General features: G+C 62.9%; 13 protein-coding genes. 6 read left to right on the top strand and 7 right to left on the bottom strand.

Going from position 1 to position 16,641, the window contains the following annotated elements:
• Positions 1-277: 277 nt before the first annotated feature.
• Genes BA190_RS07890 through BA190_RS07900 form a run of 3 tightly spaced genes read left to right on the top strand, consistent with a single transcriptional unit; the run spans position 278 to position 5,960 of the window.
• Complete coding sequence (locus tag BA190_RS07890; RefSeq protein WP_245314642.1) at positions 278-2,473, top strand: cellulose biosynthesis cyclic di-GMP-binding regulatory protein BcsB; 2,196 nt, start codon at positions 278-280, stop codon at positions 2,471-2,473.
• Positions 2,470-3,564 carry a glycosyl hydrolase family 8 gene (locus tag BA190_RS07895; protein ID WP_245314619.1) on the top strand — a complete coding sequence of 365 codons (1,095 nt, stop codon included), beginning with the start codon at positions 2,470-2,472 and terminating at the stop codon, positions 3,562-3,564. The genes BA190_RS07890 and BA190_RS07895 overlap by 4 nt, the downstream gene beginning before the upstream one ends.
• The gene (locus BA190_RS07900) at positions 3,561-5,960 is read left to right on the top strand and encodes a cellulose synthase (RefSeq protein ID WP_156771402.1); all 2,400 of its coding nucleotides are present in this window, start codon (positions 3,561-3,563) and stop codon (positions 5,958-5,960) included. The genes BA190_RS07895 and BA190_RS07900 overlap by 4 nt, the downstream gene beginning before the upstream one ends.
• A gap of 112 nt (positions 5,961-6,072) precedes the next feature.
• Here BA190_RS07900 and BA190_RS35765 read toward each other — a convergent pair whose 3' ends face one another.
• From BA190_RS35765 to BA190_RS07920, 4 genes are all read right to left on the bottom strand, one after another.
• The gene (locus BA190_RS35765; protein WP_156771403.1) at positions 6,073-7,965 is read right to left on the bottom strand and encodes a hypothetical protein; all 1,893 of its coding nucleotides are present in this window, start codon (positions 7,963-7,965) and stop codon (positions 6,073-6,075) included.
• Positions 7,871-11,455, bottom strand: a complete 3,585-nt coding sequence (locus BA190_RS07910; RefSeq protein WP_082979555.1) for an autotransporter outer membrane beta-barrel domain-containing protein — start codon at positions 11,453-11,455, stop codon at positions 7,871-7,873. The genes BA190_RS35765 and BA190_RS07910 overlap by 95 nt, the downstream gene beginning before the upstream one ends.
• Positions 11,456-11,983: 528 nt before the next feature.
• A complete protein-coding gene (locus tag BA190_RS07915) occupies positions 11,984-12,190 on the bottom strand; it encodes a hypothetical protein (protein ID WP_156771404.1) in 207 nt (68 codons plus the stop codon).
• Positions 12,191-12,223: 33 nt separating this feature from the next.
• Positions 12,224-13,159 (bottom strand): S1/P1 nuclease, encoded by a 936-nt coding sequence (locus BA190_RS07920; protein WP_082979556.1) that lies wholly within the window; start codon positions 13,157-13,159, stop codon positions 12,224-12,226.
• A 595-nt stretch (positions 13,160-13,754) separates the two neighbouring features.
• Between BA190_RS07920 and BA190_RS07925 the strand changes: the two genes are divergently transcribed.
• Both BA190_RS07925 and BA190_RS37180 read left to right on the top strand, forming a co-directional pair.
• On the top strand, positions 13,755-13,964 hold the full coding sequence (locus BA190_RS07925) for a cold-shock protein (protein ID WP_068284988.1): 210 nt from the start codon (positions 13,755-13,757) through the stop codon (positions 13,962-13,964).
• Positions 13,965-14,568: 604 nt separating this feature from the next.
• Positions 14,569-14,787: a DUF6719 family protein gene (locus tag BA190_RS37180; RefSeq protein WP_371260304.1), complete on the top strand. Its 219-nt coding sequence runs from the start codon at positions 14,569-14,571 to the stop codon at positions 14,785-14,787.
• A 3-nt stretch (positions 14,788-14,790) separates the two neighbouring features.
• Here BA190_RS37180 and BA190_RS07930 read toward each other — a convergent pair whose 3' ends face one another.
• Genes BA190_RS07930 through BA190_RS07940 form a run of 3 tightly spaced genes read right to left on the bottom strand, consistent with a single transcriptional unit; the run spans position 14,791 to position 15,839 of the window.
• Positions 14,791-15,249 carry a thermonuclease family protein gene (locus BA190_RS07930; protein WP_068284989.1) on the bottom strand — a complete coding sequence of 153 codons (459 nt, stop codon included), beginning with the start codon at positions 15,247-15,249 and terminating at the stop codon, positions 14,791-14,793.
• Between the two features lie 15 nt (positions 15,250-15,264).
• Positions 15,265-15,621 (bottom strand): hypothetical protein, encoded by a 357-nt coding sequence (locus BA190_RS35770; protein ID WP_156771405.1) that lies wholly within the window; start codon positions 15,619-15,621, stop codon positions 15,265-15,267.
• Complete coding sequence (locus tag BA190_RS07940) at positions 15,618-15,839, bottom strand: hypothetical protein (protein ID WP_068284993.1); 222 nt, start codon at positions 15,837-15,839, stop codon at positions 15,618-15,620. The genes BA190_RS35770 and BA190_RS07940 overlap by 4 nt, the downstream gene beginning before the upstream one ends.
• A gap of 128 nt (positions 15,840-15,967) precedes the next feature.
• Between BA190_RS07940 and BA190_RS07945 the strand changes: the two genes are divergently transcribed.
• The gene (locus BA190_RS07945; RefSeq protein ID WP_082979557.1) at positions 15,968-16,507 is read left to right on the top strand and encodes an SOS response-associated peptidase; all 540 of its coding nucleotides are present in this window, start codon (positions 15,968-15,970) and stop codon (positions 16,505-16,507) included.
• Positions 16,508-16,641 lie beyond the last annotated feature (134 nt).

Consider the following 16,641-nt stretch of genomic DNA (forward strand, 5'->3'; position numbering starts at 1 on the left):
GCCGCTGGCAGGCCTGTCCCATGCCCGGGCTGATCAATCGGCATCTCCCTTCGACATGGCACCCGAGAGGAGCAACGCGCCGGCGCCCGCCTTGTCGCCATCATTGCCCAGCCCGGTTCCCCCGACACCGACTGCCAATCCGGCGCCCGCGCCCCAGCCCGCTGCCCCGCCACCGGCTGTCGATCCGACACCCCCGCCCTCGCCGCAGGTGATTGCTCCCCCATCGACACCGCCCAAAGTCGAAGCGGCTCAGGCCGAAACCTTCGACCGGCCTCTGATGCCTTTTCGGCATCTCGTCCTCGAAGGGGAAGTCGACAGCCGGGCCTGGTATGTCGTTCTGACCAAGAATCAAGTCGCGAGCCCGACCACGCTGACCTTGGGCTATAAGGCCTCCGTCGTGGTGGCGCCTGAAGCATCCCGCCTCATCCTGTCCATCAACAATCAGACGGTTTTCGATTCGCCGATCACGGCTTCCGACCAGACGGGCAAGCTTTCCGCCGAACTGCCTGCCAATCTTCTGAAGGCCGGGCCAAATCTCGTCCGGCTCCAGGTGGTCCAGCGTCACCGTACGGATTGCACTATCAACTCCACCTACGAGTTACGCACTGAAATCGACAGTGTGGCCACAGCCTTTCATTTCGCCTCCTCGGCAGCGGCGCGATTGTCGCGCGTGGAGGATCTTGCCGCCACGGCTCCCGATGCCAACGGCCTGACGCATTTGCGCATCATCGCGCCATCCCTCGGCGCCAAGGCGTCCGCCAACCCGATCCTGCGCTTCGCTCAGGCTGCTTCCATTCTCATCGGCATGCCCAACCTGGATGTTCTGGTTACCGATCGCACGGGAGATTCGATCGAGCCTGGAACCGTGACGGCCGTGATCGGCACCGTGGAGGAGGTACGGCCGTTGCTGCGCACCGTGCCGAAGGACGCCGATTCCCGCCCCATCGTGACATTCGTAGACGATCCAGCGCTCGGCCCGTCGACACTGTTGGTGTCGGGCCCCGATGCCGCTTCCGTCTCCAAGGCCGTCGACGCGGTCGGCGCGTTGGTCGACCGCCCGCGGGGAAACATCCGCGACATGCTCGATACCAGTCGGTGGTTCGCTCCCAATCCGCCGCTCCTGCTGCGGGAAAGCCATGTCAGGTTTGCCAATCTCGGCGTTCCCACCCAGGAGTTCGCCGGCCGCCGCTTCAGGACCGAATTCCAGATCGGCTTGCCTTCTGACTTCTACTCGGTTTCCGCAGGCGAGGCGACGCTGCTGCTGGATGCCGCTTACAGCGGCGAGGTGCTGCCCGGCAGCCATCTTGATATCTATGTCAACGGAAACATAGCCGCCACCACGCCTCTACGAACCAGCGGTGGTGAAATCCTGCGACATCTGCCGATCCGCATTCCCATGACGCATTTTCGTCCGGGGCCGAACCGCGTCACCTTCGAAGCACAGCTCTTCACGACGATGGACTCGCAATGTGCGGCGGGACCGACCAAAGGCAATAATCGTTTCGCGCTGTTCGATAGCAGCGAATTCGTGATGCCGGACTATGCGCGCATCGCCCAGCAGCCAAACCTAGCAGCGCTGCAGGGCACTGCTTTTCCCTATAATGGTGCCGTCGATCCGGTGGCGCTGGTGGTCAGCAGATATGACAGCCCGGTGATGTCGGCAACCGCGACGCTTCTGGCGCGCATGGCTTTAGCCGCGGGGCGCTTAATCAACATCGACCCCGATGCGCCCTCTCTCGACGACCGCCATGCCCTCTTCGTTGCGCCGGCTCCGGATATTCCCGAGCAGGTGCCAGCGCTACTCAATCTCGATGAACAGCTGCGCACTGGCTGGAAACCCCACAACGATGAACCCATCCTCCCTTCGGCCGCTGATGGAAATCCGCCGGGCCCGACGCCTGCGACGCTGCCCGTGGCCGCGACTGAACCCGCTGATACCCAGGAAACCTTCGATCGCTGGCGCGACACACTGAAAGCAGAAGGTGGTGGCTGGCGAGGCAATGTGAGTTCCTTCCAGGATTGGCTCCAGCGGACCTTCCAGGTATCCAGCCAGACCCTTCGCTTCCTGCCTAGCCGCGACGTGGCCTTTCATCCTTCGCGCGATACCTCGGCCATGATCGCACAAGGCCCGAGCCCCAGCGGCAACAAGACCTGGACGCTGCTGACGGCACCAAGCACCAGGGAACTGCGTGCCGGTGTCAATACCTTTACGTCCAGTCCGCAATGGTTTCAGCTTTCCGGACGCTTGGCGACCTACAATACCCGCCTTGCCGAAGTGCAGATCCAGCCTGTTACCACCTCCTCTCTCACCGCCACCCAACCTCTCTCCTTCACCAATCTGCGTCTGATCGCCGCGAACTGGCTCTCGGAGAACCTCCTGGCATTTGCATTCCTACTTTTTGCGGCTTGCCTCCTGCTCGGCCTCGCGACAGCTTTGCTCTTATCCCGCATAGGCCGGAGAATCTCTCAATGATCGAGCGCCGCATGTTCGGCTCCGTTCGTCTGCTGGTTACCATCGCAATGATCGCGACATTCATGCTGACGGCCAGCCAGGGCGGGGCGGCCTCGTTTGGGCAGCCGGCCAAGCCCGGCACTCTTTCGACAGAGCAATGGCAGTCCTGGCGCGACCGCTTCGTGACGCTGGACGGCCGCGTCATCGATACGGCCAACAAAAGTATCAGCCATAGCGAGGGGCAGGGCTACGGTCTCCTGCTCTCGGTGCTGGCACTCGATCGCGCGACTTTCACGCGCATCTGGACTTTTACCCATAATGAAATGCTGCTGCGCGACGATGGGCTGGCGGTATGGCGCTGGGACCCCGACAGCAAGCCGCATGTCACCGACGTCAACAACGCGGCCGACGGCGACATCCTCATTGCCTATGCACTCGCCCTGGGCGGCAATCTGTGGGAGGTGTCATCCTGGACCGAAACCTCCCGCAACATGGCGGAAGCGATCGGACAGCGGCTTGTGCGCCGGGTTGGCGCGCACACCGTCCTCATGCCAGGCGTCAAGGGTTTCGGCCCGCAGGACAGGCCCGATGGACCGGTGCTCAATCTGTCCTACTGGATCTTCGAGGCTCTGCCGGTATTGGCGCGCCTGGCTCCCAATACAGACTGGAAGGCGCTGGCCGCGAGCGGCGAAGGACTGATACGGGATGCCCGCTTCGGCAGTGCCGAACTTCCTGCCGACTGGATATCCCTGAAATCAGCCAAGCCAGCGCTGGCAGCGGGCTTCGAGCCTCGCTTCAGCTATGATGCCGTGCGGATCCCGCTTTATCTCCTGCGCGCGGGCAACAATGACCAAGCGTTGCTCAAGCCGTTCGCCAAGGCCTGGGGAAATGGCACCGCGGCACCGCCCATCTTCGATCTCGCGGGCGACAAGCAGATCGGCGCGTTGGACGATCCAGGTTATCGGATGATCGGGGCCGTGCTGCAATGCGCTCTCGACCACAAGCCGGTTCCCACCGAACTGCGATCGCCGAAGTTGGAAGTGTACTACCCCGCCACCCTCTATCTGCTGGCCCTTTCGGCCGTTGCGCAACATTACCCGGAGTGCCTGTGAGACCGTTCGGCTTGCGTATCGTCATACCAGGATTGGTGCTGCTGGCCTTGGTTGCCTGGCAGATCACCGGTCTATGGCCCAAGCCGGACGCCCAATCATCTTCCTGGCGCCAGCAAGAGGCGGCGCCGTCAGCCCCTGTCATAAGGCCCGGAAGCGCCCAGGCCGCCGAGATCCTGACGCCAAGAAGCGACGAGCCTCCCCCTGCTCCCCCTCCAGCACCATCGGCGGCGCCCCAGCCGGCGGCCCCGCTGCAGCCCTCCCCCGCGCCAGCCGAAGCGGCACCTCCGCCAGCGGTGGCGGAACAGGCCGCCAAACCGGCGGTCGATGAAACGGCTCTACGCTATTTTGCGCGCCAGGGTGATATACGGCGCCTGAACACCGAAATCGCGCGCTTGCGCTCGCTCTATCCAGATTGGGTGCCGCCCGACGATCCGCTCAAGGCGCCGCCGGTCTCCGACCCCCAGCTCGACTCCTTGTGGCAACTCTATTCGCAAGGGCAGTTCGCTGCTGCGCGCGCTGCCATCGTTGCCCGCCAGGGCAGGGAACGCGATTGGGTCCCGCCCAAGGACCTGCTCGACCGTCTCGCCGTGGCGGAAACGCGAGAGCGCCTCGTGAACGCCTCGAGCGCCAAGCAATATATGACGGTGATCGAACTGGCGACGGTGACGCCCAGTCTGCTTACCTGCGGCGATGTCGACATTCTCTGGCGCCTGGCCGAAGCCTTCGCACAGACCGATCGCAAGATGCGGGCCCAGGATGCTTACCGCTATATCCTTACCTCCTGTACTGATCCGCATGATCGTCTCTCGACCATGCAAAAAGCAACGACATTGCTGCCTCGCTCGGATATCGAGCCCTTGCTGGCTCTCGGCCGTTCCGGAACCGATGGAGACGAGTTCCGCTCGATTCGTGAAGGGCTGGCGCGCAACGCGGTTGCGGCCGGAGGCGCAGATCCCAAGCTGGTGGTCGATCCGTCCGACTTACAATTACTCGGGGACATCGCCAGGGCCGACAAGTCGCCGGCGGATGCGCTGCTGTTGGGCGGTTATTTTCGCGGGCATGGCGACTCTACGCAGGCCGAGCAGTGGTATCGCCGGGCCTTCGAACGGCAGAATACGGCGGCTGCCGCGGAGGGCCTTGCCCTAGCCTTGATCGATCTCAAGCGGGCGGCGGAGGCGGAAGCCATTCTGGCTCCCTGGCACGATGCCAATGACGGGGCCCGCAAGAGCTATATGGCGGCGATCGCCAATCTGCTGGCCCAGCCGCCGCCGCCGGCACTGACCGCGGAGGTCCTCGCCCGCGTTGTGGCAGCCGTGGCGGCGCAACGTGATCCCGCCGCCGCGCAGCAACTCGGCTGGTTTGCCCATTACTATCGCCAGGAGGAGACGGCCGCCCGCTGGTTCGCGGCCGCCTTGAGCTGGAAGCCCGACGATGAACCTTCCGCCTACGGCCTCGCCATTGCCAATCTCGGCATGAACCGGCGCGACATGGTCCGAAGCGTGGTCAATGCCTGGGGGCAACGCTCGCTGCGCATTCGCGCTCTCTTCGATCCGGCACTCGCCCGTGAGTTGGCGCGAACGAACCCGCAGGCCGGTCCGGCGACCCAGGTTCCCTGGACGGTTGGGATGCAGCAACCTTCCCAGCCATCGCAATTCCCGCAAGCGCCGGTTCTATCTGCGCCTGCGCCCCAGCAGCCCGTTTCGGGCGGGTCGGCGCCTATCGCCACGATGCTACCCGGACAAGTGCCGCAGTCGATGCCGGCCTCCCCGCCGCAGGTCTTTATGCCTGTGCCTCAAGCTGATCAGGGGCAATCGATCGCCGACCAGCCGATGGTGACCGAGAGGCCTGCCAGGCGCGCACCATCACGCCCGCGCCAGACCGCGGCCACGCCGGGCGCTACGTCTGCGGGACGAGGAAGTTGTCCTGGAGGGGTTGCCGGCGGATGGTGCCTGATGAAGCTCGATCGGCCGTCCGAGGCGGTCGTCGTCTTTCAGGCGGCCTTGTCGGCCGGATCGGCCCAGCAGAGGCAGGATGCCGCCTACGGCCTGTCTCTGGCCTATCTCAGGCTGGGCCTGACATCCCAGGCGGCAGCGGCCTCCACCCAGGCCTCTCAGCCGACCGGTAGGGCCAGGGAGCTCAATCTGTCCATTCTCACACAGCGCATCCTCAAGGATTATCAGGGGGGACGGTATGCCCAAGCCCTGATGGCGCTGGACACGCGCGCCAGCCTTGCGCCGGAACAGACCGATCTCCTGATGTTGCGAGGCTGGTCCTATTTCCACCTGCAGCGCTTCGCCGAGGCGCGCCGCGTGTTCGAAGCGGTAGCCGCGACTGGCAACTCCGAGGCAGCGGGGGCCATCGAGGCCGTCAAGGAGGCCACCCATAGCCGCTTTTGAGAAGCGATGCCTATGGGTTCCGTGGCAGATCGGAAACGGAGAGATACCGGCGCGAACGATCCCCACAGTTGATGTTCAGTTGATCGCGGCAATCTCGCAGCGGGAGAGAGACTCAGCGCAGCTGCGCCAGCGCCCGGATGCGAGGCGAACGGCTGCCCCACGCCTTGACCACATCATTGAGGGCATCACGCCGCCCCATGGATCTGCTCACTACGGCGAAACCATAGGCCGAGGTTTCATCATCGGGGTGCCAGCTGAGGGCCGTCGCGAACCACCGAAGCGCCGTCACGTCCTGCTTGAAACTGTGGGCGTACCAGCCGAATTCCTGAGCCAGCGAGACGTCGCGCTTGGCGGCTACGGCTGCCGCCATGCGCGACAGGGCACCCGGTGAGAGAGAAGCCGGAGGTCTGGCCGACAGGAGATCGGCCGTGATCCGCAGGTAAGTTCTGCGCGCCTCATCGTCGTTCCTCTGCCAGGGAGAGAGAAGGGTCTCCGCCTCTGCCGGCCGTTTGAGCGCAAGGAGGGCGACAGCCAGCGCATTTGCCGAAGAGGCGGAGGCGTTCCGCGCGAAGGCGAGACGATACCAGTGCTCGGCCTGCACAAAGTTGTCGCGGTGCAGGAAGAAATTCCCCATCAGCAATGCGTCGGCAGCCGCGCCATTGGCCTCGGCCATGGCCTGGAAGAGCTTGAGATCGGCCGCGCCGAGTGGCCGGGCCGGATCCTCGGCGGCGGCCGTGACAGCATCTCGGGCGAATGCCTCGCGGATGGAACGGAACCCGTCGCCGGTGCTTGCATCCGCTCCCAGAGTTTGCAGCGGCCCGAGTTCCGAGGGGGAGAGCCAAGCGGCGGCTTTCTGCAGCGTTGCCAGCCGGATATCGGGATCGCTGCACGTGGTGAGAATGTAACGATAGGCATCCAACGCCCGGCTTCGGCGATCCGTTTGTCCGAATGCCTCGGCCACGCGCCAGAGAACCTCGACATCGCCGCAGGTGAGCAGACTGGGTGTGGCCGCAGCGAGGGTGACCGCCTCAGCATATCGTTTGGCATCGGAGGCCGCGAGAATGCGTTCGCGGGTATCCGCAACCGTTACCCTGGCCATCAGGTCCCGAGGGGGAGACCAGTTCGGCTCGGACCTTTGGCGCAAGGCGACGGCTTCTCGGACGGCTGCAAGCCGCCCCTCGGCATAAAGTTGCCACAAGGTGGCGAGTCTTGCGTCGGTCGTCGACGGCGACTGGGAGGGAGACTTTGGCGGAACCCAGCCGGGATAAAGAGACTGCAGGCGCGTCACTTCGCTGATGTACCGGCTGGTTTCCCCATTTCGCGCGAAATAAGCCAGGGCTGTCTCATCGACGTGACGATCCCCAACCGCGCCATCTTCCGCCGTATCCCCGGGAACCAGTGTCCGAACCGTTGTCGAGCCCGTCGTCGCTTTGCTCTCGATAGGCGCTGCCGGAGGAGCAGCCGGCGACGGCTTCGCGGCCATGGGCGCAAGGGGAATGATCGCCGAGCTTGATGAGGCGGGGTTTGCGGCAGACGGATTGGCCGGCTGATGGACCGTGAAGCCTGGAGCCGGCTTCGACGGCGCCAGTGGAATGATCGCCAAATCCGATTGGGATGGCGCCGAGCGCGGGATCTCTTGAGAGACGGAAGGTGCCGGACCTGACGTCAAGGGGATGATGACCTGTCCCTCTCCAGTCGCCCTGGTGGGAGGCGGGCTTTGTACTGGCGCAGCGGGGATGACGGCTCCTGCGGCGGCGGGCGCGGGCAGCTGTTTCTCGGCACCGTCCGCAGCGACGATCGTCACGGCCATCGCGACGACAAGGGCCACACTCCCTATCCTTATGGCCTTTCTTCTGCAGTCAGTGGCGATGTCATCTTTGTCCGGCATGCGCTTTCCCTGTCGTCTCCCTTCACCAGGTATGGCGCAGGCCGGCAGTGGCCTTGAGGACATGGTTTTCGCTGCCCGAGCGAGGGCCGAGCGCCATCGAATAGCCCGCTTCGCCATAGAGGACCCAGGCGGCGCCCCAGGCATAATAGCCACCTATGCCGATGTCACCCCACAGCCGTTGATTTCGTTGGGTGAGAAAGGTGCCGCCGATATCCAGCCTCGTACCATTGAGGATGGCATAGTCGAGGCCCGCCGTGCCGTAGATCAGAAGATTATGTGCCTGGCCGCCGGCGTCCCGCCAGCTGGCAGGCTTTTCAAGCCGGAGACCGCCAAGGCCATGCAGGCTCTCGGCCCGGTCGAACCGGACAGCGGCACCAGAGATATCGGTGAAGCCATCCACGTGCACGTCGGTGTAGGTCAGTCGTGCCCATGGGACGAGCGTCCAGTCCGGCGCCAGGCTGTAGCGCTTTCCCACCTCCAGAGCAGCTGCGGTCGCCCAACCTTCGCCATGGCCTCCGACCTTGTCGGAAAGGCTGCTCTCGAACCAGGTGAATTGGCCGGTGAGATCGGCGTAGAGGCCGTCATTGCCATGCCAGGTGACATCGGCTCCCACACCATAGCCAGTTGTCGAGATCCTGCCCCTCCGCGCCATTCCAGTGACCGGATCGCGGGTCACATCGATCGTGGCTTTGGAAGTGCCTATGCTGGCGTAGAGACCGACGGTGGCAAAGCCGGCGGTCGTCTCCAGAGCGGTTCCTTCATAGCCCGCTTGCATGAAGCCCAGCCACTGCCTATAGGCGCTGCCCTGTCTGGGATCATAGGAGGCGGCCTGGCCGCCTATCCGGCCCCAGGCGCCAGCGCCCTGCAATATCGGCTCTGCCACGCGGCCGGCCCAGCAATCATCCGGCCGACCTGCCATCTGCGGCTCCTGCCCCAGGTTCTCGCCAGGTGGGCATCGCGGCGGAATGCGGCTGGCGTTGCGTTGCTGCAGCATGGCGAGGGTGGCTCCGGCAAAGTTGCCCAGAATGTCTGGGTAGGCGACCGCCGTCTGGGCAGACGCACTCAGTCCCACCGTGCGCAGATACCAGTCCTGGTCGTTGACGCTCGAGCCGACCCCTCCTTTGAACAGGTTGTAGTCATAGGCGCCGGCCGCGACGACCGACGCCAGCGAGAAGGCATTCGGGTCGGTCGTAGCGCCATCGGCGGCAGCCACGACGCGGATACCGTTGCCGACGGTCGCAGCGCCCTGGCCGCCGGCATTATGGATCGCAAGAATGGAATGCCCGCTCGCCGTGCCCCCGTTTATGGTCAGAAGGTCCGAAGCCGAATTGTCCCCGCCGAGATAGGTGTTGAGGACAATGGCGCTGCCCTCGCCGCCGACATAGGAAGCAACGCTCAGAACATTGCCGACGCCGGTGCCAGCCACTTTGGCCACGCCATTGTTCAACAGGGTGCCATTGACGGTAAAAGTCCCGGAACGTCCGTTCCCGAAACCATCGATCGCATTGGCGACCGCAACGATGCCGCTATTGGTCAAGGTCCCGGTGACGCTACCATAGCCGCCCAGCATTGCCCCGGCAGAAACCTCTATGCCGCCGCCGCCGCTCAGGGCCGCACCGGCGTGGGCCGCATCGCCAACGGCCAAGATGCCCGAGGCGACACGCGTTCCGCCGGCATAGCTGTTATCGGCATTGGTGATCAGCATGCCCGATCCCTGGCTGACCAACGCGCCGCTCCCGGTGAGGGGACTGGAAGTGGCGATCCGAAATCCTGCGTTGTCGATCGTCAGGTTTCCGGCCTGGATGTTGAGCTGGGTTCCGGAAAAGCCCGAAATGAAAGCATCGTTGTTCGCGAGAGCCTTCAGGACGCCCACGTTGAAATTGACCTGGGCCGTGCCCTTGCCGGCCGTCAGGGCGAGCGTTTGCAACTCACCCTGACTGCCAAGGTTGAGCGTCCCTTTGCCGGCCACTTGCGATGCCACGAGAACGCCACCCGTAGCGACCATCCTACTGCCGTCGATGACGTCGAGCCTGCCTGTGCCCTGGTCACCGATTGTCACCGCACCGCGGGCGATCCATGAGGAACCCGAACCAGCGATGACCGCGGTGCCGCTACCGCCTGCTTTCGAACCGATGGAGGCCGCGGCACTCACAAGCGTTCCGCCAGTATCGATGTTCAAGAGAGCCGTTCCGGCATTGCCGATGGTCAATGCCCCGGCATTGGTCCAGACAGAGCCTTCTCCCGCGATGTGCGCCGTGCCGCTTCCGGTCGCGGTATTGCCGAGAATACCGGCATTGGTATCGACGCGCCCTGCGTTCACCACGGCCAATATACCGCTACCCACATCGCCGATCGTCACCGCCTTACTGTCGGTCCAGCTCGACCCCGCGCCATCCACCGTAACCGTACCGCTCCCGCCTGCGGCCCCGCCAATGATACCGCCGCCGCTTCTGGCGGTTCCGGCTTCGCTGACGATCAATTGCCCGATGCCGGCCAAGCCGATGGTGAGCGTTCCCGTCGAGATCGACGACCCCTTCCCGGCCACCGCCACCGAACCGCTGCCATCCTGGCCGACGCCGAGCGTGACATCATCCGCGCGGACTGTGCCGCCGGCATTGACGGACAGCGTCCCGACAGCGTGCATGCCGACACTCAGATCGGCCGTCGTCAGTGTCGATCCGTTCTTGCTCACCGTGGCCTCGCCGGCGCCATGATCGGCGATGGTGATCTCGCTGTCGGCGCCGACGGTGCCGCCATTGGTCACCAAGAGGCTGCCCGCCCCGTCGGCGCCGACTATCAGAAATGAATCGCTGTGGAAGTTCGAACCGTCGCCATCCACTGTCAGTACGCCAGACCCTGTGGCCTCACCGATGCTGACACCCTCGGCAGCGTTGGCCTGTCCGCCGGCAGTGACCGTCAGCGAGCCCTTCCCTCCTGTGCCGATGGCGATCCCTCCTTCAACGGACAGGGACGAACCGCTGCCATTGACCGCGAGGCTCCCGGTAGAACCATCGAGGCCCGCGATCGTCAGATCGTCACCGGCAATGACCTTGCCGCCATTCTCGATCGTGAGCGCGCCGTCGCCGGACCCTGCGATCAGGAAAGAGGAACCAACCGACAGGGTAGAACCCTCTCCGTCGACCGTGATGGTCCCGGTGGAGCCGGCCTGAGCCGCCACCACGACAGTGCCCGCTTCGACAGAACCGCCGCCCTGCACGATCAGCGCGGCTTTACCGGCCTTCCCGACCTCGAGCTCGTTCTGTACGGTGAGAGCCGAGCCGTCCCCTGCGACAGTCACAGTTCCCTGTGAGCCGGCTTCATCCGCGATCACGCCGCGGTCGGATAAAGACAGCGTGCTTGCGGCCTGAATGGTAAGGGCGCCCACGCCACTGGAGCCGACCGATAAATCTGCGACATTGACCGGCGCTTCGGCGCCTGAAACTCCCAATATGACAGTATTGGGCGTGGTGGTGTCGATGTTGACGGCATCGCCGCTGGTCGGCAGCGTGGCGGGCGTCCAGTTGGCCGCATTCATCCAATCATTATCGACGGCGCCCGTCCAGCTCTGTGCCCTCAACGAGGCCGGGCGAACAATGCAGGTCAGCATCGTCGTTGCCAAGCAGATCGTCAAAACAGATGCAAGCGTGGCACATTTTCTTCGTTGCAATGTGTCACCCAACGCCGTGAATCGCGTCTTCCAGGAAGAATTACTATCGAAAAAATGACGCGAGTTCTATGCGGCTTGCGCATGTCACCGCATAAAATTTCTGCAGGCCTGGAGTGTAAGCGGCCGTCTTTCTATCCCAAGCTGACACTCTGCGGACTTTCAATTTTTAGAAGGTTTTTGCGGCAGTTAGCGGTGTTGGGAGAAGAATGGGATGTACGAGGACGTGGTAAAAAACCCTCGCGCCTCAACGTTGTATTTGGGGATGACACTGGAAAAGGGGCGCTCCCTAATAGAGGGATTCCGCGAAGATACTGATCGAGCGGGTCAAACGCCATGGGGGCCAGGTTCGATCAACCCGCCGTTTCTTGCATGCTATCTCTAAGATCCCGCAGCGGGGGAAGCCTCGGTCAAGGGATGCCCATCCGTTGGGCTGAACCTGAGGAGATCGCTGTCGCCGTGTTCTATCTCTCAGAGGGCCAGATTGCGACGACAGCGCTTGGCCGGGATCACGGCTCGGACACCGTGGAACACGATCTCCTCGCAAATGGCATTGGAGTCATAGCCACGATCGGCGAGCAGCGCCTTGGCCTTATCGGCGATCATCCCGAACAGCGGCCCGATCAATTCCCATTCTTCATCTGAAAGACCGCTCCGTTCGCCCAAAGCCGCTTCCAAAAAGCAGCCTTGAATCAATCCCGAGCCTTGGCCTCAAGCTTTGTACACGAAACCGGCAGCAGGCCAGGTCTCGTAATCGCGTGTGAGCATCGCCGGATTGGACCCAGCCGAAACCGGCGGCGCGTAGGCGTATTTTTCCGCAATCACCTTGCTCTCTGTGGCCCACGCCTCGGGATCAAGAATTTTGACGTCCTCACCGCTCACATCGAGCGAAGCAATCCCCTCCTTGCCGCCCGCGTCGAACACCGCTCCGAAGGCGGACGAATATCCGCCGAACGTCTGATCCCAATAGGCGTGCAGTGAGACGACTTCGCCCGTGGCGGGGATCACGCTTTCCTCGTTGCCACCGCGATCGCCGGCCGGAAGCTCGCGCGTATACCGCGCCGTGGCGTGCAATGGCTGGTGAAGATCGCCGACAATGTGAAGCATCCAGACAAGATCATAGGACCTGACGTCGTCAGAAGCTCCGGAAGAAGCGGGGAGGGCAGCGATCATCTTCTTGAGCTGGGTGACTGCGTCGACCTTGCTTTGCTCGCCCAGGGCGCTGCCGTCGGGTGAAAATGCGATGTCCTTGTAGTGCCAGTAGTCGTGCTGGCTGTGGTCGGCATAGCCGATGTTCTGGCCGGCTGTCGGCGAGTTTGGATCGTCGCGGGTATAGCCTGATCCCTTCAGCTTGATATCATCCGCCCAGGTCGCGGCATGAACGAAGGCATACAGTTTGGCGGTCGCTTCGTCAGTGGCGCCGGCGGTCCATTTTTGATAGCTGGGATTGAGGCGCAGAAGTTGATCGGCCTTGTCCTTGGGGCCGTCTTTCAGTCGCTGATAGGCAACATAGGCCACCTGCATATGGCCTTCATCCCACCAGGCATGAGCTGCCGAGATGGGCGTGGCGAGTGAAAACGCTAGAAGTGCGACTACTGCCGGCTTGCGCATCGCATCGCTCCCCGCTGGAAGAATGGTTGTCGCCATTGTGGCAGCTTCGATGTGAAGCGGTTGTGACGGGGCACGGACAGGGGGCCGTCAGGCTCGATCCAACACAGCCTGACAGATTCAAACAAAATATCTCCGAGTGGCGGAGGCTTCTGATGAGGAGAGGGAGGCCCGGGCGGACGGTTGCTGAGGCTGTCATCCGGGCCTCCGGCCTCCATCCTCGTCAGGCGGGAAGCGTGCACAGGCTAGGTCGCCGTCCCGTTCAAGGGCAATCGCCTATTTAGTACTAGTGCCTTTATAGGCGAAGGCCCGGCAGTTCCACACTTACCGGGCCTTCTACCCCTGATACGCAACGCGGGGTTGGGCAATGGATAGCGCGGAAGAGTTGAGGAAGGGTTGAAAGGCGATGGCATCGAGACTGGCGAGGTCTTGCAGCGTTCAATACTGCCCTCCTTCGTACACCCGAAGACGCTTCGCCTTTCGAGCCCAAGTCCAGCGAGCGCATCGCGTACCGCCGAGGCTGGCGAGCACAAGACGTCCTTTAACTCGAAGCCAGAGGGGCGGTTGTTTGGAAGGCACAACCAAGGGTATAAGATCCGCTCGCCGAAAGGCTTTTTATTTGGATGAAATCGACATGAGCACTGGAACGGTTAAATGGTTCAACGAGCAAAAGGGTTACGGCTTCATTCAGCCGGATGACGGTTCCAAGGATGTGTTCGTTCACATCAGTGCCGTCGAACAGGCCGGTTTCCGTTCCCTCCAGGAAGGCCAGAAGGTCAGTTACGAAATTGTCCAGGATCGTCGTTCCGGCAAGATGTCGGCGGGCAACCTGCGGGCCGAATAAGCGCCCGTAAACGCAAAAAGCGCCCCTGACCGAGAAGGGCCGGTAGCGGGCACGGTGCTGTTAGGCGGCCGGTATCAAGTTCGAATTACCCCGAACGCACAGAGTTCACCTTACGGCGCCATGAAGCGTCGCAGGCAATCATCTTGGCCCGGCGTCCGACAACGCCGGGTTTTGTTTTGGCGGCTCGGTCGGGAAATGAATGGCGCCTGGTCGGGCCTGCCAGCGCGCCATGGTGAAGCAACGCGCCGACGGGCGCATTTAGCAAAGCAACAGTGACGCTATTTGGCCGCATTCCCTTGACCGATGTCAAAGCGGGGCTGGGCAGCTCTCGTAGATTTTCCGGGCAGCGCATCCGTCGCGGGTGCCGCTGGTGGACCCCAACTTAGTCCAACCTGCCCAACACGGCCGGGCTTTTTGGGGACGGGCGCCTTATCCCTCTTCGTCCTTCTTCCAAACCCGATGCAGACGCTTTGCCGGCAGCGCTCACTTCAGGGCCATTCAGCAGAACTGCTCACGAAGATATCACGCAATACATGGTCTTCTCCGGACGCTACGGAGGGGCTCACAAATGAAAACACGAGAACTCGTAACAGTGACGTTGATCATGGTGGCTGGCATAGGGGCTGCTGACCTGGCATGGGCGAGAAGCAAACTGGTTCAGTCTCAAATCCTGACAGAAGAACCTCCCAAGGGAACCCTTAGGGCAGGCATGAAGGTGCTTGTCGATGACGGCACCTGTGGTGCAGGCAAAATCAAAAGGATCACGGGTGGCAACGGGTCGGACATTCCCCGGAAGCGAGAGTGTGTCAGCAGACCGAAATAGAGGCTATCGCGTCGGCCCGCACCACCATAGCCGTCGTTCCTCTCGCGCAACTGCTCCGGCCTTCCACGGCCGGGCCAGGTCCTCGCGAACCAGCTGCATGCCGGCATTGAGTCCGGAGGGGCTGCCGATCCGCAGCGCGCCTAGCGTGCGGCCGTATAGGTCCTTGCGCCCGTCACGCTCCACATAAACAACCTTGTCCCCGATCAGTTGGGCCAGCCTTGCCTTGGCCTTGAGGCCTTGCTGCAATCCCTCATTGCAATCGGGATGAAAGACCTCGGGCGCATCGATGTCACGCAGCCTGACCTTCTCCGCGCAGCCGCGTCCAGGTTTCTTGCAAGGCAGGGCAACCGTGTCGCCATCAAGAACCACGATGCGACTACCGTCGACCGCTTCATAGGTGGCGGCGCTGGCCGAGGAGGTGAGGAGAATGGCAAAAAGAGCGATACGCAGAACTGGTTTCATTCGACCCTCATATCATCAGTCATTGGTCGATTTCGATATCGCTACCCAGCGGCCACGCACCTTGTGCAGGCCTCTGCGTGCCATACACCCGGCCCGCTCCTCGTCGTTCCAGGCCTTGCGGTCGAACCATTCCCCACCGAAGCGCTCCTTGAAGCGTTCGGCGTGTGCCCGCTCCGCGAAACAGAAAATGTGGAACCATTGGGCGTCACGGCTCACCGAATGCCCGCGGGGGCAAACGCTCAAGCGCTCATCCTCACAAAAGCCGTGCACGACGTTGTAGGCCTTGCCTGCATAGGCCTCCTCAGGCAGCCGGATCTGATGGGGCCAACCCCTGTCGATCATCGGCGGGTAGAGCTCATTTCGGCGCATCACCAGCGGCCCCGCATGAAGCCCCGGGACATGCCCTCCGCCAGCCGGCCCGCGGCCTCTGTCTGGGCTGCCAGGTCGGCCTGTAGGTGATCCGTCAGGATGATCAGGGCCCGCACGGCGGCTGTGGCATCCCCGTCGCAGGCCGCAATCGCCTTGTTGACCCGGGCATCCAGGTCCAGCGGCGGTCCTGCCGCCTTGTTGTCGACCGATCGAGCTATCATTCTATCCCCTCCAAGGGCGGCGGAAGGCTAGGCCCGCGATCTGGTCGTGTCCAGCAGTTTGTTCTTCATTCGTTCTAATTGTATAGATTGTCGGCGGCGCCGCGCCAGCGATCGAGACGGAGGGCAATATGTGCGGCAGAGTGCATCAGAACGGCCCGGATTTGCCCGGCATCAGCTCGGAAATGGACGCCTCCGAGGAAGAGCTCGCCCGGGCCTATAAGGAAAACCGGAACGGTGCTCCGGGCGAATGGTTCTGGATCATCCGTCGACACCCGGGGCACGGTCGTACGGTGCACACGCCCATGAAATGGGGGCTGCTGCCGGCCTGGCTGAAAGATCCCTCCGGCTGGAAATATCCGTCGAACGCTCGGCAGGAAACCGTCAAGACCAACGGCGCATTCAAGCTACCCTATCGGCGCAGGCGCTGCCTCCTGCCGATCCAGCTCTTCTATGAGTGGCAGAAAATCCTCGAGGAAGGCATGCCGCTCAAAAAGGGCCAAAGGAAGCAGCCCTACGCGATCGCCATGAAGGACCGTCAGCCTTTTGCGGTCGCCGGCCTCTATGACACGTGGATCGATCCCGCGACGGGGCAGCAAACCAACACCTTCACCGTGGTGACCTGCGGGGCCAACAGCCTCATGGCGACCATCCACGACCGTATGCGGTGATCCTCGCGGCTCAGAATTACGAGCGCTGGATCGCCTGCATCGAGCCGGACCCGGAAGACCTGATGGTGCCATACCCGTCGGAGCTCATGGATATCTGGCCTATCTCGTCGAAGGTCAACAGTCCGTCATACAAG

Source organism: Labrys sp. WJW (genome assembly GCF_001676615.1).
Classification (GTDB): Bacteria; Pseudomonadota; Alphaproteobacteria; order Rhizobiales; family Labraceae; genus Labrys; species Labrys sedimenti.

Excerpts from the sequence above, each read along its gene's own strand:
- BA190_RS07890 (WP_245314642.1), top strand. The coding sequence starts at position 278 with ATGCCTTTTCGGCATCTCGTCCTCGAAGGGGAAGTCGACAGCCGGGCC.
- BA190_RS07895 (WP_245314619.1), top strand. The coding sequence starts at position 2,470 with ATGATCGAGCGCCGCATGTTCGGCTCCGTTCGTCTGCTGGTTACCATC.
- BA190_RS35765 (WP_156771403.1), bottom strand. The coding sequence starts at position 7,965 with ATGGCGAAGCGGGCTATTCGATGGCGCTCGGCCCTCGCTCGGGCAGCG.
- BA190_RS07910 (WP_082979555.1), bottom strand. The coding sequence starts at position 11,455 with ATGCTGACCTGCATTGTTCGCCCGGCCTCGTTGAGGGCACAGAGCTGG.
- BA190_RS07920 (WP_082979556.1), bottom strand. The coding sequence starts at position 13,159 with ATGGCGACAACCATTCTTCCAGCGGGGAGCGATGCGATGCGCAAGCCG.
- BA190_RS07925 (WP_068284988.1), top strand. The coding sequence starts at position 13,755 with ATGAGCACTGGAACGGTTAAATGGTTCAACGAGCAAAAGGGTTACGGC.
- BA190_RS37180 (WP_371260304.1), top strand. The coding sequence starts at position 14,569 with ATGGTGGCTGGCATAGGGGCTGCTGACCTGGCATGGGCGAGAAGCAAA.
- BA190_RS07930 (WP_068284989.1), bottom strand. The coding sequence starts at position 15,249 with ATGAAACCAGTTCTGCGTATCGCTCTTTTTGCCATTCTCCTCACCTCC.
- BA190_RS07940 (WP_068284993.1), bottom strand. The coding sequence starts at position 15,839 with ATGATAGCTCGATCGGTCGACAACAAGGCGGCAGGACCGCCGCTGGAC.
- BA190_RS07945 (WP_082979557.1), top strand. The coding sequence starts at position 15,968 with ATGTGCGGCAGAGTGCATCAGAACGGCCCGGATTTGCCCGGCATCAGC.